This window comes from Pseudomonas sp. FSL W5-0299 (assembly GCF_005930655.1).
GTDB lineage: Bacteria > Pseudomonadota > Gammaproteobacteria > Pseudomonadales > Pseudomonadaceae > Aquipseudomonas > Aquipseudomonas mandelii.
Genome location: NZ_RXHX01000012.1, coordinates 35,319 through 56,605, shown reverse-complemented (window position 1 = coordinate 56,605; position 21,287 = coordinate 35,319). Strand labels below are relative to the sequence as shown.

18 protein-coding genes are annotated in these 21,287 nt (G+C 58.8%); 15 read left to right on the top strand and 3 right to left on the bottom strand.

Annotated features, from left to right (window positions below; translation table 11 throughout):
- Window positions 1-19: 19 nt before the first annotated feature.
- Together clpA and clpS are read right to left on the bottom strand one after the other, a co-directional pair.
- Complete coding sequence (gene clpA, locus FHL16_RS16685) at window positions 20-2,290, bottom strand: ATP-dependent Clp protease ATP-binding subunit ClpA (RefSeq protein WP_007946437.1); 2,271 nt, start codon at window positions 2,288-2,290, stop codon at window positions 20-22.
- 30 nt (window positions 2,291-2,320) lie between these two features.
- Entirely contained in the window at window positions 2,321-2,704 is a 384-nt protein-coding gene (clpS, locus tag FHL16_RS16680) for an ATP-dependent Clp protease adapter ClpS (protein ID WP_010458899.1), read from the bottom strand.
- A 218-nt stretch (window positions 2,705-2,922) separates the two neighbouring features.
- On the opposite strand from clpS, the gene FHL16_RS16675 reads away from it, so the two are divergent.
- Entirely contained in the window at window positions 2,923-3,222 is a 300-nt protein-coding gene (locus FHL16_RS16675; protein WP_077748744.1) for a cold shock domain-containing protein, read from the top strand.
- Between the two features lie 74 nt (window positions 3,223-3,296).
- On the opposite strand, the gene icd is transcribed toward FHL16_RS16675, so the two are convergent.
- A complete protein-coding gene (gene icd / locus FHL16_RS16670) occupies window positions 3,297-4,553 on the bottom strand; it encodes an NADP-dependent isocitrate dehydrogenase (RefSeq protein WP_010458895.1) in 1,257 nt (418 codons plus the stop codon).
- Between the two features lie 494 nt (window positions 4,554-5,047).
- Here icd and FHL16_RS16660 point away from each other — a divergent pair, with 494 nt between their 5' ends.
- From FHL16_RS16660 to nuoF, 14 genes are all read left to right on the top strand, one after another.
- On the top strand, window positions 5,048-7,273 hold the full coding sequence (locus FHL16_RS16660; protein ID WP_077748742.1) for an NADP-dependent isocitrate dehydrogenase: 2,226 nt from the start codon (window positions 5,048-5,050) through the stop codon (window positions 7,271-7,273).
- Window positions 7,274-7,486: 213 nt separating this feature from the next.
- Window positions 7,487-7,933, top strand: a complete 447-nt coding sequence (locus tag FHL16_RS16655) for an NUDIX hydrolase (protein ID WP_010458891.1) — start codon at window positions 7,487-7,489, stop codon at window positions 7,931-7,933.
- A gap of 59 nt (window positions 7,934-7,992) precedes the next feature.
- Window positions 7,993-9,117 carry a tRNA 2-thiouridine(34) synthase MnmA gene (mnmA, locus tag FHL16_RS16650; RefSeq protein WP_010458889.1) on the top strand — a complete coding sequence of 375 codons (1,125 nt, stop codon included), beginning with the start codon at window positions 7,993-7,995 and terminating at the stop codon, window positions 9,115-9,117.
- Window positions 9,114-9,737 (top strand): high frequency lysogenization protein HflD, encoded by a 624-nt coding sequence (gene hflD / locus FHL16_RS16645; RefSeq protein ID WP_010458887.1) that lies wholly within the window; start codon window positions 9,114-9,116, stop codon window positions 9,735-9,737. The genes mnmA and hflD overlap by 4 nt, the downstream gene beginning before the upstream one ends.
- 126 nt (window positions 9,738-9,863) lie before the next feature.
- Complete coding sequence (gene purB / locus FHL16_RS16640) at window positions 9,864-11,234, top strand: adenylosuccinate lyase (RefSeq protein WP_010458886.1); 1,371 nt, start codon at window positions 9,864-9,866, stop codon at window positions 11,232-11,234.
- Window positions 11,235-11,320: 86 nt separating this feature from the next.
- Entirely contained in the window at window positions 11,321-12,490 is a 1,170-nt protein-coding gene (locus FHL16_RS16635; RefSeq protein ID WP_010458883.1) for a ribosomal protein uL16 3-hydroxylase, read from the top strand.
- Window positions 12,483-12,908 (top strand): GNAT family N-acetyltransferase, encoded by a 426-nt coding sequence (locus FHL16_RS16630; RefSeq protein ID WP_010458881.1) that lies wholly within the window; start codon window positions 12,483-12,485, stop codon window positions 12,906-12,908. Before FHL16_RS16635 ends, FHL16_RS16630 begins: the two co-directional genes overlap by 8 nt.
- A 252-nt stretch (window positions 12,909-13,160) precedes the next feature.
- Window positions 13,161-13,922 carry a secretin N-terminal domain-containing protein gene (locus tag FHL16_RS16620; protein ID WP_077748740.1) on the top strand — a complete coding sequence of 254 codons (762 nt, stop codon included), beginning with the start codon at window positions 13,161-13,163 and terminating at the stop codon, window positions 13,920-13,922.
- Window positions 13,923-14,422: 500 nt separating this feature from the next.
- A complete protein-coding gene (gene aceA, locus FHL16_RS16615) occupies window positions 14,423-15,748 on the top strand; it encodes an isocitrate lyase (protein ID WP_010458877.1) in 1,326 nt (441 codons plus the stop codon).
- Between the two features lie 641 nt (window positions 15,749-16,389).
- Entirely contained in the window at window positions 16,390-16,803 is a 414-nt protein-coding gene (locus FHL16_RS16610; protein WP_003223812.1) for an NADH-quinone oxidoreductase subunit A, read from the top strand.
- A gap of 10 nt (window positions 16,804-16,813) precedes the next feature.
- Window positions 16,814-17,488 carry a NuoB/complex I 20 kDa subunit family protein gene (locus FHL16_RS16605; RefSeq protein ID WP_010458867.1) on the top strand — a complete coding sequence of 225 codons (675 nt, stop codon included), beginning with the start codon at window positions 16,814-16,816 and terminating at the stop codon, window positions 17,486-17,488.
- A gap of 72 nt (window positions 17,489-17,560) precedes the next feature.
- Window positions 17,561-19,345 carry an NADH-quinone oxidoreductase subunit C/D gene (nuoC, locus tag FHL16_RS16600; RefSeq protein WP_010458865.1) on the top strand — a complete coding sequence of 595 codons (1,785 nt, stop codon included), beginning with the start codon at window positions 17,561-17,563 and terminating at the stop codon, window positions 19,343-19,345.
- 2 nt (window positions 19,346-19,347) lie between these two features.
- A complete protein-coding gene (gene nuoE, locus FHL16_RS16595; RefSeq protein ID WP_007946422.1) occupies window positions 19,348-19,845 on the top strand; it encodes an NADH-quinone oxidoreductase subunit NuoE in 498 nt (165 codons plus the stop codon).
- Entirely contained in the window at window positions 19,842-21,197 is a 1,356-nt protein-coding gene (gene nuoF, locus FHL16_RS16590) for an NADH-quinone oxidoreductase subunit NuoF (protein ID WP_010458862.1), read from the top strand. The genes nuoE and nuoF overlap by 4 nt, the downstream gene beginning before the upstream one ends.
- Window positions 21,198-21,287 lie beyond the last annotated feature (90 nt).

Below are 21,287 nucleotides of genomic sequence, written 5' to 3'. Positions count from 1 at the left end.
TGCTTTGTCGCGGTTAACGTCAGGCCATTTCGGCCGTGGTTTCGAACTCGAAGGTCAGCTCGCCGTCCTTGAGGTCGATGTGCACCACGCCACCATGGTCGGCCAGTTCGCCAAAGAGGATCTCTTCCGCCAGCGGACGCTTGATCTTGTCCTGGATCAAACGCGCCATTGGTCGAGCACCCATTGCCGAGTCGTAGCCACCTGCTGCCAGCCAGCTTCGCGCAGCGTCGGTCACTTCCAGCTGCACGCGCTTGTCTTCCAGCTGCGCCTGAAGCTCGGTAAGGAACTTGTCCACCACGCTTTTGATGACCTCATGGCTGAGGCGACCAAACTGGATAATGGTGTCCAGACGGTTGCGGAACTCCGGCGTGAAGCTCTTCTTGATCACTTCCATCGCATCGGACGAGTGGTCCTGATGGGTGAAACCGATCGAAGCACGCGCTGCTGTTTCGGCACCGGCGTTGGTCGTCATGATGACGATCACGTTACGGAAATCCGCCTTGCGCCCGTTGTTATCGGTCAACGTACCGTGGTCCATGACCTGCAACAGCAGGTTGAAGACTTCCGGATGCGCCTTCTCGATCTCATCGAGCAACAGCACGCAGTGAGGCTGCTTGGTGATGGCTTCGGTCAGCAGACCGCCCTGATCGAACCCGACATAACCTGGAGGCGCACCGATCAGACGCGATACGGTGTGGCGCTCCATGTACTCGGACATGTCGAAACGAACCAGCTCGATGCCCAACGCCTTGGCCAGCTGACGCGCCGCTTCGGTTTTACCGACGCCGGTCGGCCCTGCGAACAGGAACGAACCGACTGGCTTGTCAGGCGACTTGAGGCCAGCACGAGACAGTTTGATCGCGGTCGACAGCGAATCGATCGCGGCATCCTGGCCAAATACCGTCAGCTTCAGGTCACGCTCAAGGTTGCGCAGCAGCTCTTTGTCGGAGCTGGTGACGTGCTTAGGCGGAATCCGCGCGATTTTCGCAACGATGTCCTCGACCTGAGGCACCTCGATGCGTTTCACGCGTTTCTCGATCGGCTGCAGACGCTGATAGGCGCCCGCCTCGTCGATGACGTCGATGGCCTTGTCCGGCATGTGCCGGTCATTGATGTAGCGCGACGCCAGTTCAGCGGCGGCACGCAACGCCTCATCGCTGTATTCGATGTTGTGGTGCGCTTCAAAACGCCCTTTCAGGCCGCGCAGGATACCGATGGTGTCTTCAACCGAAGGCTCCGACACATCAACCTTCTGGAAGCGCCGGGCCAAGGCACGGTCCTTCTCGAAGATCCCGCGAAATTCCTGGAACGTGGTTGAGCCGATGCAACGGATATCGCCCGACGACAGCAGCGGTTTGAGCAGGTTCGAGGCATCCATGACGCCACCGGACGCGGCACCCGCACCAATGATGGTGTGGATCTCGTCGATGAACAGGATCGCCTGCGGACGTTTTTTCAGCTCATTGAGCAGCGCCTTGAAGCGCTTCTCGAAATCGCCACGGTATTTGGTCCCGGCCAGCAAGGCCCCCAGATCGAGGGAATAGACCACGCTGTTGGCCAGCAAGTCCGGCACCTGGTTGTCGACAATGCGTTTAGCCAGGCCTTCGGCAATCGCGGTTTTACCCACGCCCGCCTCGCCCACTAGCAGCGGGTTGTTTTTGCGACGACGCGCCAGGATCTGCGCGACACGCTCGACTTCCAGCTCACGGCCTACCAACGGATCGATACGACCCTGGCGCGCGAGCTCGTTGAGGTTGCTGGCATAAGCATCCAGAGGATTGCCTGAAGAAGAAGACTCACCGCCCTCGTCGTCCTGCATATCTTGCTCACCTTCAGAGTGATCGCCATGCCCCGGCACTTTGGAAATGCCATGGGCGATGTAGTTGACGACATCAATGCGCGCAACGCTCTGCTGTTTCAGCAGGAACACTGCCTGACTCTCTTGCTCACTGAAGATGGCGACCAGCACGTTAGCGCCAGTCACTTCGCGTTTGCCCGAGCTCTGTACGTGGAAAACAGCACGTTGCAGGACACGCTGGAAGCCCAGGGTTGGCTGGGTTTCGCGATCTTCGTCATGGACGGGGATCAAGGGCGTGGTGGAGTCGATGAACTCCTGCAGATCGTGCTTGAGTTTGTCGAGGTTTGCGCCGCAGGCACGCAAAACGGTGGCGGCAGCCTCATTGTCCAATAGGGCCAGCAGGAGGTGTTCGACGGTCATGAATTCATGACGCTTCGATCTAGCCTCCTTGAAGGCAAGATTGAGGGTGACTTCGAGCTCGCGGTTTAACATAGCTTCACCTCATACCCAAGTGGTCGGCGATTAACCGTCCTTCTCGATTTCACAGAGTAGCGGATGCTGGCTTTCCCTGGCGTACTGGTTGACCTGCATGGCCTTAGTCTCGGCGATGTCGCGGGTAAACACTCCACATACTGCCCGTCCTTCTGTGTGGACGGCCAGCATGACCTTGGTCGCCAGCTCCCGATTCAGGTTAAAAAACACCTCGAGCACTTCGACGACGAAATCCATCGGTGTGTAGTCATCGTTGAACAAAACCACCTTGTACATCGGCGGCGCCTGTAATGCAGGCTTTGCCTCCTGAACAGCAATGCCTGCGGAATCGTCGTCGTGGGGCTCCGGGTGATCTTTTTGGAGAGCCGGGCGATCCTGATTGAATGTTAGTCGAATCTGGCTGATTGCATGCATGGAAAGAAAGGTTCGTCAGTTGTTCAAATACAGTGGTGGGGGCGGCTATGGACGATTTCAACTCCGACCGCCCGGTCACCTTGACTATCGGCAAAACGGTGTTACAACCAATAGAGCCCACAGTGGGTAAAAAAGGTCCGCGGAGTCAATCTTATTTCGAGATTCGACTGCGGATGTACTGGATGATACTCCAGTGATGGAGTCTGTTGCAGAGGGATATGGGTATGTCAGGCGTCAAGGTCAGCGGCAAGGTCAAATGGTTCAACAATGCCAAGGGGTTCGGTTTCATTAATACCGAAGCCAACGTAGGTCGCCACGAAGATGGCTGTGCTATCGATTTTTTTGCCCACTATTCGGCCATCGAAATGGACGGGTACAAGACACTGAAGGCCGGGCAAATCGTAAGCTTCGAGATCGTCCAGGGCCCCAAGGGGCTGCATGCCGTAAAAATTACGAATGTACCTGTCGAGAATGAAAAGACGGCACCTGCCAACCAGCAGGAAAAGGTGTCGAGCTGACACAACCCGTCATCCAGTCATAAAAAAAACCGCCCGAGGGCGGTTTTTTTATGCCGATTCGCTTACATATCGGCTTACATGTGCGAGATGAGCGCATCACCAAACGCAGAAGAAGACAGCAGCTTCGCGCCTTCCATCAGACGATGGAAATCATAGGTCACGGTTTTGGCGGAAATCGCGCCGTTGGTGCCCTTGATGATCAGGTCTGCCGCTTCGGTCCAACCCATGTGGCGCAGCATCATCTCTGCGGACAGGATCAGGGAACCCGGGTTGACCTGGTCCTTGCCGGCGTATTTCGGTGCAGTACCGTGGGTCGCTTCAAACATGGCAATGGTGTCGGACAGGTTGGCGCCCGGTGCAATACCGATACCGCCCACTTCCGCCGCCAGGGCGTCAGAGAGATAGTCGCCGTTCAGGTTCAGGGTCGCGATCACATCGTATTCGGCCGGGCGCAGCAGGATCTGCTGGAGCATGGCGTCGGCGATGGCGTCCTTGACGATGACGTTCTTCCCGGTTTTCGGGTTCTTGAACTGCATCCACGGACCGCCGTCGAGCAGGGTCGCACCGAATTCTTCAGCGGCCACTTCGTAGGCCCATTCCTTGAAGGCACCTTCGGTGAACTTCATGATGTTGCCTTTGTGCACGATGGTCAGCGAGTCGCGGTCGTTGTCGACCACATACTGCAACGCCTTGCGCGCCAGACGCTTGGTGCCTTGCAGGGAAACCGGCTTGATGCCGATACCGCAGTTTTCGTCGAAACGGATCTTGGTGACGCCCATTTCATCTTTGAGGAACTTGATGACCTTGGTCGCTTCCGGCGAACCGGCTTTCCATTCGATACCGGCGTAGATGTCTTCCGAGTTCTCACGGAAGATCGTCATATCGACATCGCCTGGCTTCTTGACCGGGCTAGGTACGCCTTCGAACCAGCGCACCGGGCGCAGGCATACATAAAGGTCGAGTTGCTGACGCAGGGCCACGTTCAGGGAACGGATACCGCCACCGACCGGGGTGGTCAGAGGGCCCTTGATGGAAACCACGTAATCCTTGACTGCGTCCAGGGTTTCCTGGGGAAGCCAGGTGTCCTGATCGTAAACCTGAGTCGCTTTCTCCCCGGCATAGACTTCCATCCAGGAAATTTTGCGCTCGCCGCCGTAAGCCTTCTTAACAGCAGCATCGACAACCTTGATCATGACCGGGCTGATATCAACGCCAATACCATCACCTTCGATGAAGGGGATGATCGGGTTGTTAGGAACATTGAGAGAATGGTCCGCGTTGACGGTGATTTTGTCGCCGACTGCTGGAACCTGAATCTTCTTGTATCCCATGCTGAACTCCATTGTTTGGATTGAACATCTGGCTTCGTTCGAGCGTACCCCAGTTAAATCGGCACGCAAACCCTATGTTCCATCCATCTGCCGCAAAGCTGCACAGTTCGCGACGTACAAGCCTGAAAGCAAAGGGAAAAGCGCCAAACTCAAGCACGGTGCAAGACTCTACGCCCCCCTCGCCCCTGCGACCTTTAGACCAATGGACGAGAATCGTTGCATATGAACCATCGGCAGATTGCCAGCTACCTATGTATAATGCCGCCCGCTGACCGCAGAGTCACGATGGCCGACCTCTCTACTACGAGGCTTGGGGCCTGAAAAAGCAGGGTTGTTACCGCAACCCACCCGCTTGACGCTCGACCGATGCACCCAACATCACCGCAAAGAAACCTCGACATTCGGCTCATGGATGACTTTGAACGAACGCGCTTACCCGGCGCCCCTCGAGTTTCTGCGCACGCTTTAGCAAAGAAGAGAGAGTTAATCCGAATATGCCCACCCGCTCGAAGATCATCTATACCTTCACCGACGAAGCTCCCGCCCTCGCCACCTATTCACTGTTGCCTATCGTAGAAGCGTTCACCGCTTCGGCTGATATCGCCGTGGAAACCCGCGATATCTCTCTTGCAGGGCGCATCCTGGCCAGCTTCCCCGAGCAATTGGGTGACAAAGCCGTAGCCGACCACCTCGCCGAACTGGGCGATCTGGCCGTTACGCCTGAAGCCAACATCATCAAGCTGCCGAACATCAGCGCCTCGGTTCCGCAACTGCAAGCCGCAATCAAAGAGCTGCAAGCCCAGGGCTTCGCCCTGCCGGACTACCCGGAAACCGTGACCACCGACGCCGACAAGCTCGCGAAGTCGCGCTACGACAAGATCAAGGGCAGCGCCGTGAACCCGGTTCTGCGCGAAGGCAACTCTGATCGTCGTGCACCGCTGTCGGTCAAGAACTATGCACGCAAGCACCCGCACAAAATGGGCGCCTGGGCTGCGGACTCCAAGTCCCATGTCGCACACATGAGCACCGGTGATTTCTACGGCAGCGAAAAAGCCGCCCTGATCGACGCCGCTGATGCCGTCAAAATCGAACTGATCGCTCAAGACGGCACCACCACCGTCCTGAAAGAAAAAACCACCGTGCAAGCCGGTGAGATCCTCGATTGCGCGGTCATGAGCAAAAACGCTCTGCGCAGCTTCATCGCTGCCGAGATCGAAGACGCCAAGCAAAAAGGCGTGCTGCTGTCGGTTCACTTGAAAGCCACCATGATGAAGGTCTCCGACCCGATCATGTTCGGCCAGATCGTTGCCGAGTTCTATAAAGACGCACTGGCCAAGCACGCTGACGTGCTGGCACAGATCGGTTTCAACCTGAACAACGGCATCGGCGACCTGTATGCTCGCATCAAGGCCTTGCCGGCCGAGCAACAAGCGCAGATCGAAGCGGACATCCAGGCGGTCTACGCCGTTCGTCCGTCGTTGGCCATGGTCAACTCCGACAAAGGCATCACCAACCTGCACGTGCCGAGCGACGTGATCGTCGACGCCTCGATGCCGGCGATGATCCGTGACTCCGGCAAAATGTGGGGCACTGACGGTCAGCTGCACGACACCAAGGCGGTGATCCCGGATCGCTGCTACGCCACCATCTACCAGGCGGTGATCGAAGACTGCAAGCTGCACGGCGCTTTCGATCCGACCACCATGGGCAGCGTGCCAAACGTTGGCCTGATGGCGAAAAAAGCCGAAGAGTACGGCTCCCACGACAAGACGTTCCAGATCAAGGCCAACGGCGTGGTTCGGGTTTCCGACAGCGCTGGCCGCACCCTGCTGGAGCAGTCGGTTGAAGCCGGCGACATCTTCCGCATGTGCCAGACCAAAGACGCGCCGATCCAGGATTGGGTCAAACTGGCCGTCAACCGTGCCCGTGCAAGCGCAACCCCGGCTATTTTCTGGCTGGACCCGATGCGCGCCCACGACGGTGTAGTGATCGAGAAAGTTCAGGCCTACCTGAAGGATCACGACACCTCCGGCCTGGACATCCGCATCATGTCGCCAGTCGACGCGATGGCCTTCACCCTGGGCCGCACCCGCGAAGGCAAGGACACCATCTCGGTGACCGGCAACGTACTGCGCGACTACCTGACCGACCTGTTCCCGATCATGGAGCTGGGCACCAGCGCCAAGATGCTGTCGATCGTTCCGCTGATGAATGGCGGCGGTCTGTTCGAAACCGGCGCCGGCGGTTCGGCACCGAAGCACGTTCAACAACTGCTGGAAGAGAACTTCCTGCGCTGGGATTCCCTGGGCGAGTTCCTGGCCCTGGCCGCTTCCCTTGAGCATCTGGGTGTTACTTACAACAACCCGAAAGCGCTGGTGCTGGCCAAGACCCTGGATCAGGCCACTGGCCAGTTCCTGGACAACAACAAGTCGCCATCGCGCAAAGTCGGCAATATCGACAACCGCGGCAGCCACTTCTACCTGGCGCTGTACTGGGCCCAGGCCCTGGCCGCCCAGACCGAAGACGCTGCACTGCAAGCGCAGTTCGGCGAACTGGCCAAGACCCTGGCCGAGAACGAAGCAACCATCGTTGCCGAGCTCAACGCCGTTCAGGGCAAGCCAGTGGACATCGGCGGTTACTACCACGCTAATGCCGAGCTGATCAGCAAGGCCATGCGCCCAAGCAACACCTTCAACGCCGCGATCGCTGCGTTGGTTTAAGGTTGTAAGGATGCAAAGAAGCCCCGGCCCAGTGCCGGGGTTTCTGTTTGTGCCCCACACTTTTCATCTATGAAATACGCACCAATGTGGGAGCGAGCCTGCTCGCGATAGCGATATATCATTCAACATTGATGTCGACTGACCCACCGTCATCGCGAGCAGGCTCGCTCCCACACTGTTCTTTATTCCAATATTAGAAACCGAGGAAGCTTCATGGATTGGCTACCCCACATCACCGTCGCCACCATCGTCGAAGACAATGGTCGCTTTCTGATGGTCGAAGAACTCAAGCACGGACGAACGGTGCTCAACCAGCCCGCCGGTCACCTCGACCCGGACGAAACCCTGATCGAAGCCGCCGTGCGCGAAACCCTGGAAGAAACCGGCTGGGACGTCGAACCGACCGGCGTGGTGGGCATTTACCTCTACACCGCCCCCAGCAACGGCGTGACCTACCAGCGGGTCTGTTTCACCGCAAAGCCGCTCAAACATTACCCCGACTATCAACTGGATGACGGCATCGTCGGCGCAAAATGGCTGACGCGTGACGAATTGCTGGCGCAGCGCGCAAACTGGCGCAGTGAGCTGATCATCCGCTGTATCGATGATTATCTGGACGGCCAGCACTACAGTCTCGAACTGATCCGCCCTTCTCTTTAGCCTTGCGGGCTTCGGCCTGTTAGAATCGCGTCCTTTTTCAAGACACTCATTGAATCCCTATGCGTGATCCAGCCCCTTCTGACACACAAAAGAAGCGCGTCATTGTCGGCATGTCCGGCGGCGTGGACTCTTCCGTTTCCGCTCTCCTGCTGATCGAGCAGGGTTATGAGGTGGAAGGCCTGTTCATGAAGAACTGGGAAGAAGACGATGGAACGGAATACTGCACCGCCATGGACGACCTGGCGGATGCCCAGGCCGTGTGCGACAAGATTGGCATCAAGCTGCACACCGCCAATTTCGCCGCCGAGTACTGGGACAACGTGTTCGAGCACTTCCTGGCCGAGTACAAGGCCGGTCGCACGCCAAACCCGGACATCCTGTGCAACCGCGAGATCAAGTTCAAGGCGTTCCTCGACTACGCCATGGTGCTCGGCGCCGACCTGATCGCTACCGGCCACTACGTTCGCCGCCGCGACATCGATGGGCGCACCGAACTGCTCAAGGGCCTGGACCCGAACAAGGACCAGAGTTATTTCCTGCACGCCGTCGGCGGCGAACAGATCGCCAAGACGCTGTTCCCGGTCGGTGAACTGGAAAAGCCCGAAGTGCGCGCGATTGCCGAGAAACACGAACTCGCCACCGCGAAGAAAAAGGATTCCACAGGGATCTGCTTTATCGGCGAACGCCGCTTCAGCGACTTCCTCAAGCAATACCTGCCGGCCCAACCGGGCGAGATCAAGACCACCGAAGGTGAAGTCATCGGCCGTCACCACGGCTTGATGTATCACACCATCGGCCAGCGTCAGGGCCTGGGCATCGGCGGCTTGAAAGACGCCGGTGACGAGCCATGGTACGTGCTGATCAAGGACCTGGAACACAACGAGCTGATCGTCGGCCAGGGCAATGACCATCCTTACCTGTTCTCCCGCGCCCTGCTCGCCTCGGACATCTATTGGGTCAACCCGATCGATCTGACCGAGCCGCGCAAGTTGACCGCCAAGGTTCGTTATCGCCAAAGCGATCAGCCCTGCACGCTGGAAAAAACCGCCACCGGCTATCGCGCCACCTTCGATGACCCACAGCGCGCGGTCACCCCGGGCCAGTCCGTGGTGTTCTACGACGGTGAAATCTGCCTCGGCGGCGGCGTGATTGAAGTCGCAGAGCCATGGAGCAGCAAGGCATGAACCCCACTCAGGAGCAACTGACGGCGCTGGGCGGCGTGTTTCTCGCCGCCGTCCTCGTCGACAAGATTGCCAAGACCGGCCAGACCACCGAAGCCGGCCTGACCTGCATGCTCGGCAGCCTGCTGATCCGCGACCCCAAGGACACCCTGGAAGTGTACGGCGGCGACGACCTCAATCTGCGCGAAGGCTATCGCGCATTGATCGGCGCCCTGGAACGCGACCCGAGCACCCTGCAGCGCGAACCGCTGCGTTACGCCCTGGCCATGCTGGGCCTGGAGCGTCAGCTGGCCAAGCGCGACGACTTGCTCGATGTGATCGGCAAGCGTTTGCCGCAGATTCAATCCCAGGTCGAGCACTTCGGCCCGGCCCACGAAAACGTGATTGCGGCCTGCGGTGCACTGTACCAGGACACCCTGAGCACCTTGCGCCAACGGATTCAGGTCCACGGCGACATGCGCAACCTGCAGCAACCGAGCAACGCCTCGAAAATCCGCGCCCTGTTGCTGGCCGGGATTCGTTCGGCGCGCCTGTGGCGGCAGTTGGGCGGCCATCGCTGGCAGCTGGTGATCAGCCGTCGCAAGTTGCTCAAAGAGCTTTACCCGCTGATGCGCAGCAGCTGAACCGCGCCCGCAACACCGCTTTAGATCTGTAACGCGTAATACGCCGGTCAGTTGGCAACGGACCGGCGGATTTTTTCATGTATGATACGCGCCCCATTTCGTTGCCCGACTGTCCGAGAACACCCCATGCAGCTTTCTTCGCTCACTGCGGTTTCCCCTGTTGACGGCCGCTACGCCGGCAAAACCCAGGCCCTGCGCCCAATTTTCAGCGAGTACGGCCTGATCCGTGCTCGCGTTCTGGTTGAAGTGCGCTGGCTCCAGCGCCTGGCCGCTCACCCAGGCATCAGCGAAGTGCCGGCGTTCTCCGCCGAAGCCAACGCGGTGCTGAACACCCTGGCGGAGAACTTCGCTCTGGAGCACGCCGAGCGTGTCAAAGAGATCGAGCGCACCACCAACCACGACGTCAAAGCCATCGAATACCTGCTCAAGGAGCAGGCGGCCAAGCTGCCGGAACTGGCCAAGGTCAGCGAGTTCATCCACTTTGCCTGCACCAGCGAGGACATCAACAACCTGTCCCACGCCCTGATGCTGCGCGAAGGTCGTGATGATGTGATGCTGCCGCTGATGCGCCAGACCGCTCAAGCCATCCGCGAACTGGCCATCCGTTTCGCTGACGTGCCAATGCTGTCGCGCACCCACGGTCAACCGGCCTCGCCGACCACCCTGGGCAAAGAGCTGGCAAACGTGGTTTACCGTCTGGAGCGTCAGATCGCTCAAGTCGCTGCCGTTCCGCTGCTGGGCAAGATCAACGGCGCTGTCGGCAACTACAACGCTCACCTGTCGGCCTACCCTGAGATCGACTGGGAAGAGAACGCCCGCGCCTTCATCGAAGACGAGCTGGGCCTGGGCTTCAACCCGTACACCACGCAGATCGAACCGCACGACTACATCGCCGAGCTGTTCGACGCGATCGCCCGCTTCAACACCATCCTGATCGACTTCGACCGCGACATCTGGGGCTACATTTCCCTGGGCTATTTCAAGCAGCGCACCATCGCTGGCGAAATCGGTTCGTCGACCATGCCGCACAAGGTCAACCCGATCGACTTCGAAAACTCCGAAGGCAACCTGGGTATCGCCAACGCGCTGTTCCAGCATTTGGCGAGCAAGCTGCCGATCTCCCGCTGGCAGCGTGACCTGACCGACTCCACCGTGCTGCGCAACCTCGGTGTCGGCTTCGCCCACAGCGTGATCGCGTACGAAGCCAGCCTCAAGGGCATCAGCAAACTGGAGCTCAACGCTCAGAAGATCGCAGCTGACCTGGACGCGTGCTGGGAAGTGCTGGCCGAGCCGATCCAGACCGTGATGCGTCGCTACAACATCGAAAACCCGTATGAAAAGCTGAAAGAGTTGACGCGTGGCAAGGGCATCAGCCCTGAAGCACTGCAAACTTTCATCGACGGCCTGGACATGCCAGCCGCTGCCAAGGCCGAGCTGAAATTGCTCACCCCGGCGAACTACATCGGTAACGCCGTGGCACAAGCCAAACGCATCTGATCGACCGTTTTACCCGTTTGAGACGCCCGGCAGCGCCGGGCGTTTTTATTCCCGTCTGAAAAGTGCATTTTTTCAATAGGTTACACATGAATCCTGACATTCCTCTTCAACTTCTGGGCGGCATCACGGCGCGCGAATTCCTGCGCGACTACTGGCAGAAAAAACCCCTGCTGATCCGTCAGGCGATTCCTGAATTCGAAAGCCCGATTGACGCCGACGAACTGGCTGGCCTGGCGCTGGAAGAAGAAGTTGAATCGCGCCTGGTAATCGAAAACGGCGAGCGCCCTTGGGAATTGCGTCGCGGTCCGTTCGCCGAAGACGAATTCAGCAAACTGCCGGAACGTGACTGGACCCTGCTGGTTCAAGCGGTTGACCAGTTCGTTCCGGAAGTTTCTGAGCTGCTGGAAAACTTCCGCTTCCTGCCGAGCTGGCGCGTCGACGACGTGATGATCAGCTTCGCCGCCCCGGGTGGCAGCGTCGGTCCGCACTTCGATAACTACGATGTGTTCCTGCTGCAGGGTCACGGCAAGCGCAACTGGAAAATCGGCCAGATGTGCGATTCCGAGAGCAAGTTGCTGCAACACGCGGACCTGCGCATCCTCGCTGATTTCGAAGCCACCGATGAGTGGGTCCTGGAACCTGGCGACATGCTCTACCTGCCGCCGCGCCTGGCCCACTGCGGTGTTGCGATTGATGACTGCATGACCTACTCGGTCGGCTTCCGCGCCCCGAGCGCTTCTGAAGTGCTGACTCACTTCACTGACTTCCTCAGCCAGTTCCTGACCGATGAAGAGCGCTACACCGATGCCGACGCCCTGCCGGCGGTCGATCCGCACCAGATTCAGCACGACGCCCTTGATCGCCTGAAAGCCTTGCTGGCCGAGCACATGAGCGACGAGCGCCTGCTGCTGACCTGGTTTGGCCAGTACATGACCGAGCCGCGCTACCCGGAACTCGTGGTAGGCCCGGAAGAGATCGAAGAAGACGACCTGCTTGCCAGCCTGGAGCAAGGCGCAATACTGATCCGCAACCCGAGCGCACGCCTGGCCTGGTCCGAAGTCGATGACGACCTGTTGTTGTTCGCCAGCGGCCAGAGCCGTTATCTGCCAGGCAAGCTGCGTGAGCTGCTGAAAATGATCTGCGCTGCCGACTCCCTGCACGCCGACAATCTGGGCGAGTGGCTGACCGACGAAGACAGCCGCGGCTTGTTGTGCGAACTGATCAAGCAAGGAAGCCTGGGGTTTGCCGATGAATAAAATTCACGTTCGTGTCGCAGACTGGCAAAAGGACAACGCCGAGATCCGGCGCATTCGTGAGACGGTGTTCATTGCCGAGCAATCCGTTCCGCCAGAATTGGAATGGGATGCGGATGACGCAACGGCGGTGCATTTCCTGGCCTTCGAAGGCGACTTTCCGATTGGCACCGCCCGCCTGCTGCCCGATGGGCACATTGGCCGGGTCTCGGTGCTGAAAGACTGGCGCGGTTTGAAAGTCGGCGATGCGCTGATGCAAGCGGTGATCGGTGAAGCCGAGAAGCGCGATCTGAAGCAGCAGATGCTGAGCGCACAGGTCCAGGCCACGGCGTTCTATGAGCGCCTGGGCTTCAGACAGGTCAGTGAGGAATTCCTGGAAGCCGGGATTTCTCATGTGGACATGGTGCGGCACTCCGCTTAATTCCCTGTGATGGGTGATTACTGTGGCGAGGGAGCTTGCTCCCGCTGGGGCGCGAAGCGTTCCCAAGATTTTTAGGGCTGCTGTGCAGCCCAGCGGGAGCAAGCTCCCTCGCCACAAAAGCCCGCCAGAACACCACAAAACGCCTCGCCATCGACCGATGCCGGGGCGTTTTGCTGTCTACGATTCAACTTGCCCCACGCCGGGCCGACAAACTGGCAATATCAACACTTCAAGATGTCGGAGATAACGGATATGTCCCTACGCACCCTGCTCACCACGCTGCTGCTGACGTGCAGTTTTTCAGTCATGGCAGCCACCGAGATCGTGCCCCTGAATTACCACACCAGCGCCGATATGCTACCCATGGCACAGGACTTCATCGGCAAGGACGGCCAGGTCAGCGCTTACGGCAACCAACTGATTGTCAACGCAGAACAGCGCAAGATCGACGAACTTAAGGCCCTTGTTGCACAACTCGACGTTGCTGCAAAGCGCCTGCTGATCACGGTCGACACCAACGAAAACAACTTCCAGGGCGACCAGGGCTACTCGGTCAACGGCGCCAAACCGAGCCAGACGCGCATCATCAATCGCAGCACCGATAGCCGTGATGGCGGCATCCAGCAGATTCAGGCCAGTGAAGGCACACCGGCGCTGATTCAGGTCGGCCAAAGCGTCCCGCTCACCAGCACTCAGACCGATTCCTACGGTGATCTGCGCAGCCAGACCGAGTACCGCAACGTCACTCAGGGCTTCTACGTCACCGCCAGCGTCACCGGCGACATCGTTCACCTGGCGATCAGTACTAACCGTGACCGTATGAGCCAGGAACGTCCAGATGTAGTGAATGTGCAAAGTACCGACACAACTGTCACAGGACGCTTGGGCGAGTGGATCACCCTGGCCGGTGTGAACCGTCAGACCCAGGCCGATAAACAGGGCCAGACCCGCAGCTACTCGACTCAGGGCCGGGATGACATGACGTTGCGGGTGAAAGTCGATACTTTGGACTAAACCACCGAAAACTGACTGATTAGTCGTATTAGACCAAAGATGTAGTGCCCGAAAAAAAGCACTACAAAACGTTTGACGATACAAAAAAGCAAAGGCATGATGGCCTCGCTCCCGCTAATCAGGGGCCCTGGCAAGGGCCTTCGAGGCGCTGCTCGCATCTACCCCGCGAGCCGCTTCGTGTCTGTACCGCCCACAAGGTGTGTTTGACGAGGTTGCCGACTGGAACGAAGTTGTCCCGAGGGACGGAAGCGTAATTAGGTAACCCGGCTCCACACTGAAGTTCGTACCAAGGCCCACGACGCCCGAATGCGCTCGCCAGTTCGCCCTTACCTGCTCACTTCCCCTCGAGCCCATCGTTCATCCCGTCGCCAATCCCGCCGAATCCGACTTGACCACCTAAGCTTCTGGTCAGCGAGCAGCCTCTTACGCCCCCAATTGAATCGCGTACTTGGCAGGAGCAGGAATTTTCCACACAGACCTATGCGACGAGGTTTATCTCCATGGCACTGACACGCGAACAGCAAATTGCAGCCCTCGAAAAAGATTGGGCTGAAAACCCACGCTGGAAAGGCGTGACACGCGCTTACTCCGCTGCTGACGTCGTCCGCCTGCGTGGCTCGGTTCAACCTGAGCACACCTTTGCAAAACTGGGCGCCGAGAAGCTGTGGAACCTGGTCACCCAGGGCGCCAAGCCATCCTTCCGTCCTGATAAAGATTTCGTCAACTGCATGGGCGCCCTGACCGGCGGCCAGGCTGTACAACAAGTCAAAGCCGGTATCCAGGCAATCTACCTGTCGGGCTGGCAGGTTGCTGCGGACAACAACTCCGCCGAATCGATGTACCCGGACCAGTCGCTGTACCCGGTGGACTCGGTTCCAACCGTGGTCAAGCGCATCAACAACTCGTTCCGTCGTGCCGACCAGATCCAGTGGAAAGCCGGCAAAGGCCCGGGCGACGAAGGTTACATCGACTACTTCGCACCGATCGTGGCTGACGCTGAAGCCGGTTTCGGCGGCGTTCTGAACGCTTACGAGCTGATGAAGAGCATGATCGAAGCAGGCGCCGCCGGCGTTCACTTCGAAGACCAACTGGCTTCCGTGAAAAAATGCGGCCACATGGGCGGCAAAGTACTGGTTCCGACCCAGGAAGCTGTACAGAAGCTGACCGCTGCTCGTCTGGCAGCTGACGTTGCTGGCACACCGACCATCATTTTGGCTCGTACCGACGCTAACGCGGCTGACCTGCTGACTTCCGATTGCGACCCATACGACCAGCCGTTCGTGACTGGCGAACGTACTCAGGAAGGCTTCTACAAAGTACGCGCCGGCCTGGACCAGGCGATCGCTCGCGGCCTGGCTTACGCTCCGTACGCCGACCTGATCTGGTGCGAAACCGCCAAGCCGGACCTGGACGAAGCGCGTCGTTTCGCTGAAGCGATCAAAAAGGAATACCCGGACCAACTGCTGTCGTACAACTGCTCGCCTTCCTTCAACTGGAAGAAAAACCTGGACGACGCGACCATCGCCAAGTTCCAGCGCGAACTGTCCGCCATGGGTTACAAGCACCAGTTCATCACCCTGGCCGGCATTCACAACATGTGGCACAGCATGTTCAACCTGGCGCACGACTACGCCCGCAACGACATGACTGCCTACGTGAAACTGCAAGAGCAAGAGTTCGCTGACGCTTCGAAGGGCTACACCTTCGTGGCTCACCAGCAGGAAGTGGGCACCGGCTACTTCGACGACATGACCACCGTGATTCAAGGTGGCACGTCTTCGGTAACCGCCCTGACCGGTTCGACCGAAGAAGAACAGTTCCACTGATCCGATTCGCCTGAGCAAACGGCCGTTGCGGACCGAATAGAAAGCTAACCGCAACGTCGCACATCTGACGCCCCGACTGGTTCGGGGCGTTTTTTTGCCTGCATTTTTTGAAACACCACCGCCCCCCCCCCGTAGGAGCGAGGCTTGCCCGCGAAGAACGATGACGCGGTAAGTCTGAAGCACCGCGGCGTATTCTTCGCGGGCAAGCCTCGCTCCTACGGGGGAACGCGTGCAGCCAAAAACCTTGATTCAGAGCAGTTTCAAGATCAGGAAAGCAGGGTAAAACAACCCCGCCCGCTACTTGTAGTAACGCGCATATAAGACAACTTCCCCGCCCCAACCTGGATAACCAGTTTAAAAACCATCGCAAACAATAATGATTGTCATTTGGCGGCAACTATGTTCGTTACATTCCCTACAAAACAATATTGATGAAAACCCGGCTAATGCCCGCAACGCATGGGCTGCGTGGCTTTGGAGGTGCGCTATGTCCTTATTCCTGTAAATAATTTCGCTATAGGAATTTTACTTGCACGGTGTTGTGCCATAAAATCAGCGGGATTGATTGCTGCGACATATCGTCACTGCGTTGTTTCTTTTTCAAGCTCAGAGACCTTTGCTCTCTGTTAAGGATTTCCAGCATGCCCGAAGCGACAGGACTCATGGCCCACAACTGGGGCTTTGCCATTTTCCTTCTGGGCGTTGTCGGCCTCTGCGCCTTCATGCTCGGCGTCTCCAGCCTCCTCGGGTCAAAAGCCTGGGGCCGCAGCAAAAACGAACCGTTCGAGTCAGGCATGCTACCTACAGGTGGCGCCCGCTTGCGGCTCTCAGCCAAATTCTATCTGGTCGCGATGCTCTTCGTGATCTTCGATATCGAAGCCCTCTTTCTCTTTGCCTGGTCTGTGTCCGTCCGCGAAAGCGGCTGGACCGGATTCGTCGAAGCTCTCGTTTTCATAGCAATTCTGTTGGCAGGTCTTGTCTACCTGTTCCGAGTGGGCGCCCTTGACTGGGCTCCGGAAGCTCGTCGCAAGCGGCAGGCGAAGCTGAAACAATGAGGCTTTGGCAATGCAATACAATCTCACCAGGATCGACCCCGATGCTCCTAACGAGCAGTATCCGATTGGCGAACGGGAAACCGTTTCCGATCCGTTAGAAGATCAAGTCCACAAAAACATCTTCATGGGCAAGCTCGAAGACGTGCTTAACGGCACAGTCAACTGGGGGCGCAAGAACTCCCTGTGGCCGTATAACTTCGGTCTTTCGTGCTGCTACGTGGAAATGACCACCGCCTTCACGGCGCCCCACGACATCGCGCGCTTTGGCGCCGAGGTTATCCGGGCATCGCCGCGCCAGGCGGATTTCATGGTTATCGCTGGTACCTGCTTCATCAAGATGGCGCCGATCATTCAGCGTCTCTACGAGCAAATGCTCGAACCTAAATGGGTTATCTCCATGGGTTCGTGCGCCAACTCCGGTGGCATGTACGACATCTACTCCGTCGTTCAAGGGGTGGACAAGTTCCTGCCCGTGGACGTCTACGTGCCTGGCTGCCCGCCCCGCCCTGAAGCTTTTTTGCAAGGCTTGATGCTCTTGCAAGAGTCGATTGGACAGGAGCGTCGTCCGCTTTCCTGGGTCGTCGGTGATCAAGGCGTTTACCGCGCCGAGATGCCTTCGCAAAAGGAACAGCGCCGCGAACAGCGAATCGCAGTCACCAACCTGCGCAGCCCCGACGAAGTCTGATCCAGCTCTGCTTCTTTAATAGAACGAGAACCTGGCTTCATTCTTTACGTTGACCGAAAGCGATAAATAACCATGACTACAGGCAGTGCTCTGTACATCCCGCCTTATAAGGCAGACGACCAGGATGTGGTCGTCGAACTGAACAACCGTTTTGGCCCCGAGGCGTTCACCGCCCAGCCTACCCGCACCGGCATGCCGGTGCTTTGGGTTGCCCGTGCCAAACTCGTCGAAGTCCTGACCTTCCTGCGCAACCTGCCCAAGCCGTACGTCATGCTCTATGACCTGCACGGCGTGGACGAGCGTCTGCGCACCAAGCGTCAAGGGCTGCCAAGCGGCGCCGACTTCACTGTGTTCTATCACTTGATGTCGATCGAACGTAATAGTGACGTCATGATCAAGGTCGCCTTGTCCGAGAGCGACCTTAGCGTGCCGACCGTGACCGGTATCTGGCCGAACGCCAACTGGTACGAGCGTGAAGTGTGGGACATGTACGGCATCAACTTTGCCGGTCACCCGCACCTGACCCGCATCATGATGCCGCCGACCTGGGAAGGTCACCCGCTGCGCAAGGACTTCCCGGCCCGTGCCACCGAGTTCGATCCGTTCAGTCTGACCCTGGCCAAGCAACAGCTTGAGGAAGAAGCCGCGCGCTTCAAGCCTGAAGACTGGGGCATGAAGCGTTCCGGGGCGAACGAGGACTACATGTTCCTCAACCTCGGTCCTAACCACCCTTCTGCGCACGGTGCGTTCCGCATCATCTTGCAGCTGGACGGTGAAGAGATCGTCGACTGCGTGCCGGACGTCGGTTACCACCACCGTGGTGCCGAGAAGATGGCCGAGCGTCAGTCCTGGCACAGTTTCATTCCGTACACCGACCGTATCGACTACCTCGGCGGCGTGATGAACAACCTGCCGTACGTGCTCTCGGTCGAGAAGCTGGCCGGCATCAAGGTGCCCGAGAAGGTCGACGTCATCCGCATCATGATGGCCGAGTTCTTCCGGATCACCAGCCACCTGCTGTTCCTGGGGACTTACATCCAGGACGTCGGCGCCATGACCCCGGTGTTCTTCACGTTCACCGACCGTCAGAAGGCGTACACGGTGATCGAAGCCATTACCGGTTTCCGTCTGCACCCGGCCTGGTACCGCATCGGCGGCGTCGCTCACGACCTGCCGCGCGGCTGGGAAAAACTGGTGAAAGACTTCGTCGAGTGGATGCCAAAGCGCCTGGACGAATACCAGAAAGCCGCGCTGGACAACAGCATCCTCAAAGGCCGGACCATCGGTGTCGCCGCCTACAACACCAAAGAAGCCTTCGAATGGGGCGTCACTGGTGCAGGCTTGCGTTCGACCGGTTGCGACTTCGACCTGCGCAAAGCGCGCCCGTACTCCGGTTACGAGAACTTCGAATTCGAAGTGCCGCTGGCCGTCAATGGCGATGCCTACGATCGTTGCATCGTGCGCGTCGAAGAAATGCGCCAGAGCATCAAGATCATCGAGCAGTGCATGCGCAACATGCCGGAAGGCCCGTACAAGGCGGATCACCCGCTGACCACGCCGCCACCGAAAGAACGCACGCTGCAGCACATCGAGACCCTGATCACGCACTTCCTGCAAGTTTCGTGGGGCCCGGTCATGCCGGCCAACGAATCCTTCCAGATGATCGAAGCGACCAAGGGCATCAACAGTTATTACCTGACGAGCGATGGCGGCACCATGAGCTACCGCACCCGGATTCGCACCCCAAGCTTCCCGCACCTGCAGCAGATCCCTTCGGTGATCAAAGGCAGCATGGTCGCGGACTTGATCGCGTACCTGGGTAGTATCGATTTCGTTATGGCCGACGTGGACCGCTAAGCATGAACAGCACGCTTATCCAGACAGACCGTTTCACCTTGAGTGAAACCGAGCGCTCGGCCATCGAGCACGAGCTGCATCACTACGAAGACCCGCGCGCGGCGTCGATCGAAGCCCTGAAGATCGTCCAGAAGGAACGTGGCTGGGTGCCTGACGGCGCGCTCTACGCCATCGGCGAGATCCTCGGCATCCCGGCGAGCGACGTTGAAGGCGTGGCAACGTTCTATAGCCAGATCTTCCGTCAGCCAGTGGGCCGTCACATCATTCGCGTCTGCGACAGCATGGTCTGCTACATCGGCGGCCATGAATCGGTGGTCAGCGAAATCCAGAGCAATCTGGGTATCGGCCTGGGTCAGACCACCGCCGACGGTCGTTTCACCCTGCTGCCGGTCTGCTGCCTCGGCAACTGTGACAAGGCGCCGGCGTTGATGATCGACGACGACACTTTCGGCGATGTGCAGCCTGCCGGCGTTGCCAAATTGCTCGAGGGCTACGTATGACCCTGACTTCCTTCGGTCCAGCCAACCGCATCAAGCGTTCGGCCGAGACTCACCCGCTGACCTGGCGTCTGCGCGACGACGGCGAAGCTGTCTGGCTCGACGAGTACCAGGCCAAGAACGGTTACGCGGCAGCGCGCAAAGCGTTCGCTGACATGGCTCAGGACGACATCGTCCAGACCGTGAAAGACGCCGGCCTTAAAGGTCGCGGCGGTGCAGGCTTCCCCACGGGCGTGAAGTGGGGCCTGATGCCCAAAGACGAATCCATCAACATCCGCTACCTGCTGTGCAACGCGGACGAGATGGAACCGAACACCTGGAAAGACCGCATGCTGATGGAGCAACTGCCCCATCTGCTGATCGAAGGCATGCTGATCAGTGCTCGCGCGCTGAAAACCTACCGTGGCTACATCTTCCTGCGTGGCGAATACACCACCGCCGCCAAGCACCTCAACCGTGCCGTGGAAGAAGCCAAGGCAGCCGGTCTGCTGGGCAAGAACATCCTGGGCAGCGGCTTCGATTTCGAGCTGTTCGTCCACACCGGCGCCGGGCGTTACATCTGCGGTGAAGAAACCGCACTGATCAACTCCCTGGAAGGCCGTCGCGCCAACCCGCGCTCCAAGCCGCCCTTCCCTGCCGCCGTTGGCGTGTGGGGCAAGCCAACTTGCGTGAACAACGTTGAAACCCTGTGCAACGTGCCGGCGATCATTGCCGACGGCGTGGACTGGTACAAATCGTTGGCCCGCGAAGGCAGCGAAGACATGGGCACCAAGCTCATGGGCTTCTCCGGCAAGGTCAAGAACCCGGGCCTGTGGGAATTGCCGTTCGGCGTCACCGGTCGCGAGTTGTTCGAAGACTACGCCGGCGGCATGCGCGATGGCTTCAAGCTCAAGTGCTGGCAGCCAGGCGGCGCCGGTACCGGTTTCCTGTTGCCGGAACACCTGGACGCACAAATGTACGCCGGCGGCATCGCCAAAGTGGGCACCCGTATGGGTACCGGCCTGGCCATGGCGGTGGACGACAGCGTCAACATGGTGTCCCTGCTGCGCAACATGGAAGAATTCTTCTCCCGTGAGTCGTGCGGCTTCTGCACCCCGTGCCGTGACGGTTTGCCGTGGAGCGTCAAGCTTCTGCGCGCCATCGAAAACGGTGAAGGGCAAGCCGGCGATATCGAGACCCTGCTGGGTCTGGTCGGTTTCCTCGGCCCAGGCAAGACCTTCTGTGCTCACGCACCGGGCGCCGTGGAGCCGTTGGGCAGCGCAATCAAATACTTCCGCCACGAGTTCGAAGCCGGCATCGCGCCCACCAGCGCCGTCGTCCCGCCTCTGGCAAGGCCGATCGTAGTCGGCGCGTAAACGCTTAAAAAAGCGAAGGGTCCGTGCCCTTCGCTTTGTCGTGTGATGACGCCGTAAACGGCTGTGTTGATTCACGCGAATAACAAGATT

What these genes read in the sequence shown, in the direction of transcription:
- clpA (WP_007946437.1), bottom strand. Translation starts at nt 2,290, where the DNA reads ATGTTAAACCGCGAGCTCGAAGTCACCCTCAATCTTGCCTTCAAGGAG.
- clpS (WP_010458899.1), bottom strand. Translation starts at nt 2,704, where the DNA reads ATGCATGCAATCAGCCAGATTCGACTAACATTCAATCAGGATCGCCCG.
- FHL16_RS16675 (WP_077748744.1), top strand. Translation starts at nt 2,923, where the DNA reads ATGGGTATGTCAGGCGTCAAGGTCAGCGGCAAGGTCAAATGGTTCAAC.
- icd (WP_010458895.1), bottom strand. Translation starts at nt 4,553, where the DNA reads ATGGGATACAAGAAGATTCAGGTTCCAGCAGTCGGCGACAAAATCACC.
- FHL16_RS16660 (WP_077748742.1), top strand. Translation starts at nt 5,048, where the DNA reads ATGCCCACCCGCTCGAAGATCATCTATACCTTCACCGACGAAGCTCCC.
- FHL16_RS16655 (WP_010458891.1), top strand. Translation starts at nt 7,487, where the DNA reads ATGGATTGGCTACCCCACATCACCGTCGCCACCATCGTCGAAGACAAT.
- mnmA (WP_010458889.1), top strand. Translation starts at nt 7,993, where the DNA reads ATGCGTGATCCAGCCCCTTCTGACACACAAAAGAAGCGCGTCATTGTC.
- hflD (WP_010458887.1), top strand. Translation starts at nt 9,114, where the DNA reads ATGAACCCCACTCAGGAGCAACTGACGGCGCTGGGCGGCGTGTTTCTC.
- purB (WP_010458886.1), top strand. Translation starts at nt 9,864, where the DNA reads ATGCAGCTTTCTTCGCTCACTGCGGTTTCCCCTGTTGACGGCCGCTAC.
- FHL16_RS16635 (WP_010458883.1), top strand. Translation starts at nt 11,321, where the DNA reads ATGAATCCTGACATTCCTCTTCAACTTCTGGGCGGCATCACGGCGCGC.
- FHL16_RS16630 (WP_010458881.1), top strand. Translation starts at nt 12,483, where the DNA reads ATGAATAAAATTCACGTTCGTGTCGCAGACTGGCAAAAGGACAACGCC.
- FHL16_RS16620 (WP_077748740.1), top strand. Translation starts at nt 13,161, where the DNA reads ATGTCCCTACGCACCCTGCTCACCACGCTGCTGCTGACGTGCAGTTTT.
- aceA (WP_010458877.1), top strand. Translation starts at nt 14,423, where the DNA reads ATGGCACTGACACGCGAACAGCAAATTGCAGCCCTCGAAAAAGATTGG.
- FHL16_RS16610 (WP_003223812.1), top strand. Translation starts at nt 16,390, where the DNA reads ATGCCCGAAGCGACAGGACTCATGGCCCACAACTGGGGCTTTGCCATT.
- FHL16_RS16605 (WP_010458867.1), top strand. Translation starts at nt 16,814, where the DNA reads ATGCAATACAATCTCACCAGGATCGACCCCGATGCTCCTAACGAGCAG.
- nuoC (WP_010458865.1), top strand. Translation starts at nt 17,561, where the DNA reads ATGACTACAGGCAGTGCTCTGTACATCCCGCCTTATAAGGCAGACGAC.
- nuoE (WP_007946422.1), top strand. Translation starts at nt 19,348, where the DNA reads ATGAACAGCACGCTTATCCAGACAGACCGTTTCACCTTGAGTGAAACC.
- nuoF (WP_010458862.1), top strand. Translation starts at nt 19,842, where the DNA reads ATGACCCTGACTTCCTTCGGTCCAGCCAACCGCATCAAGCGTTCGGCC.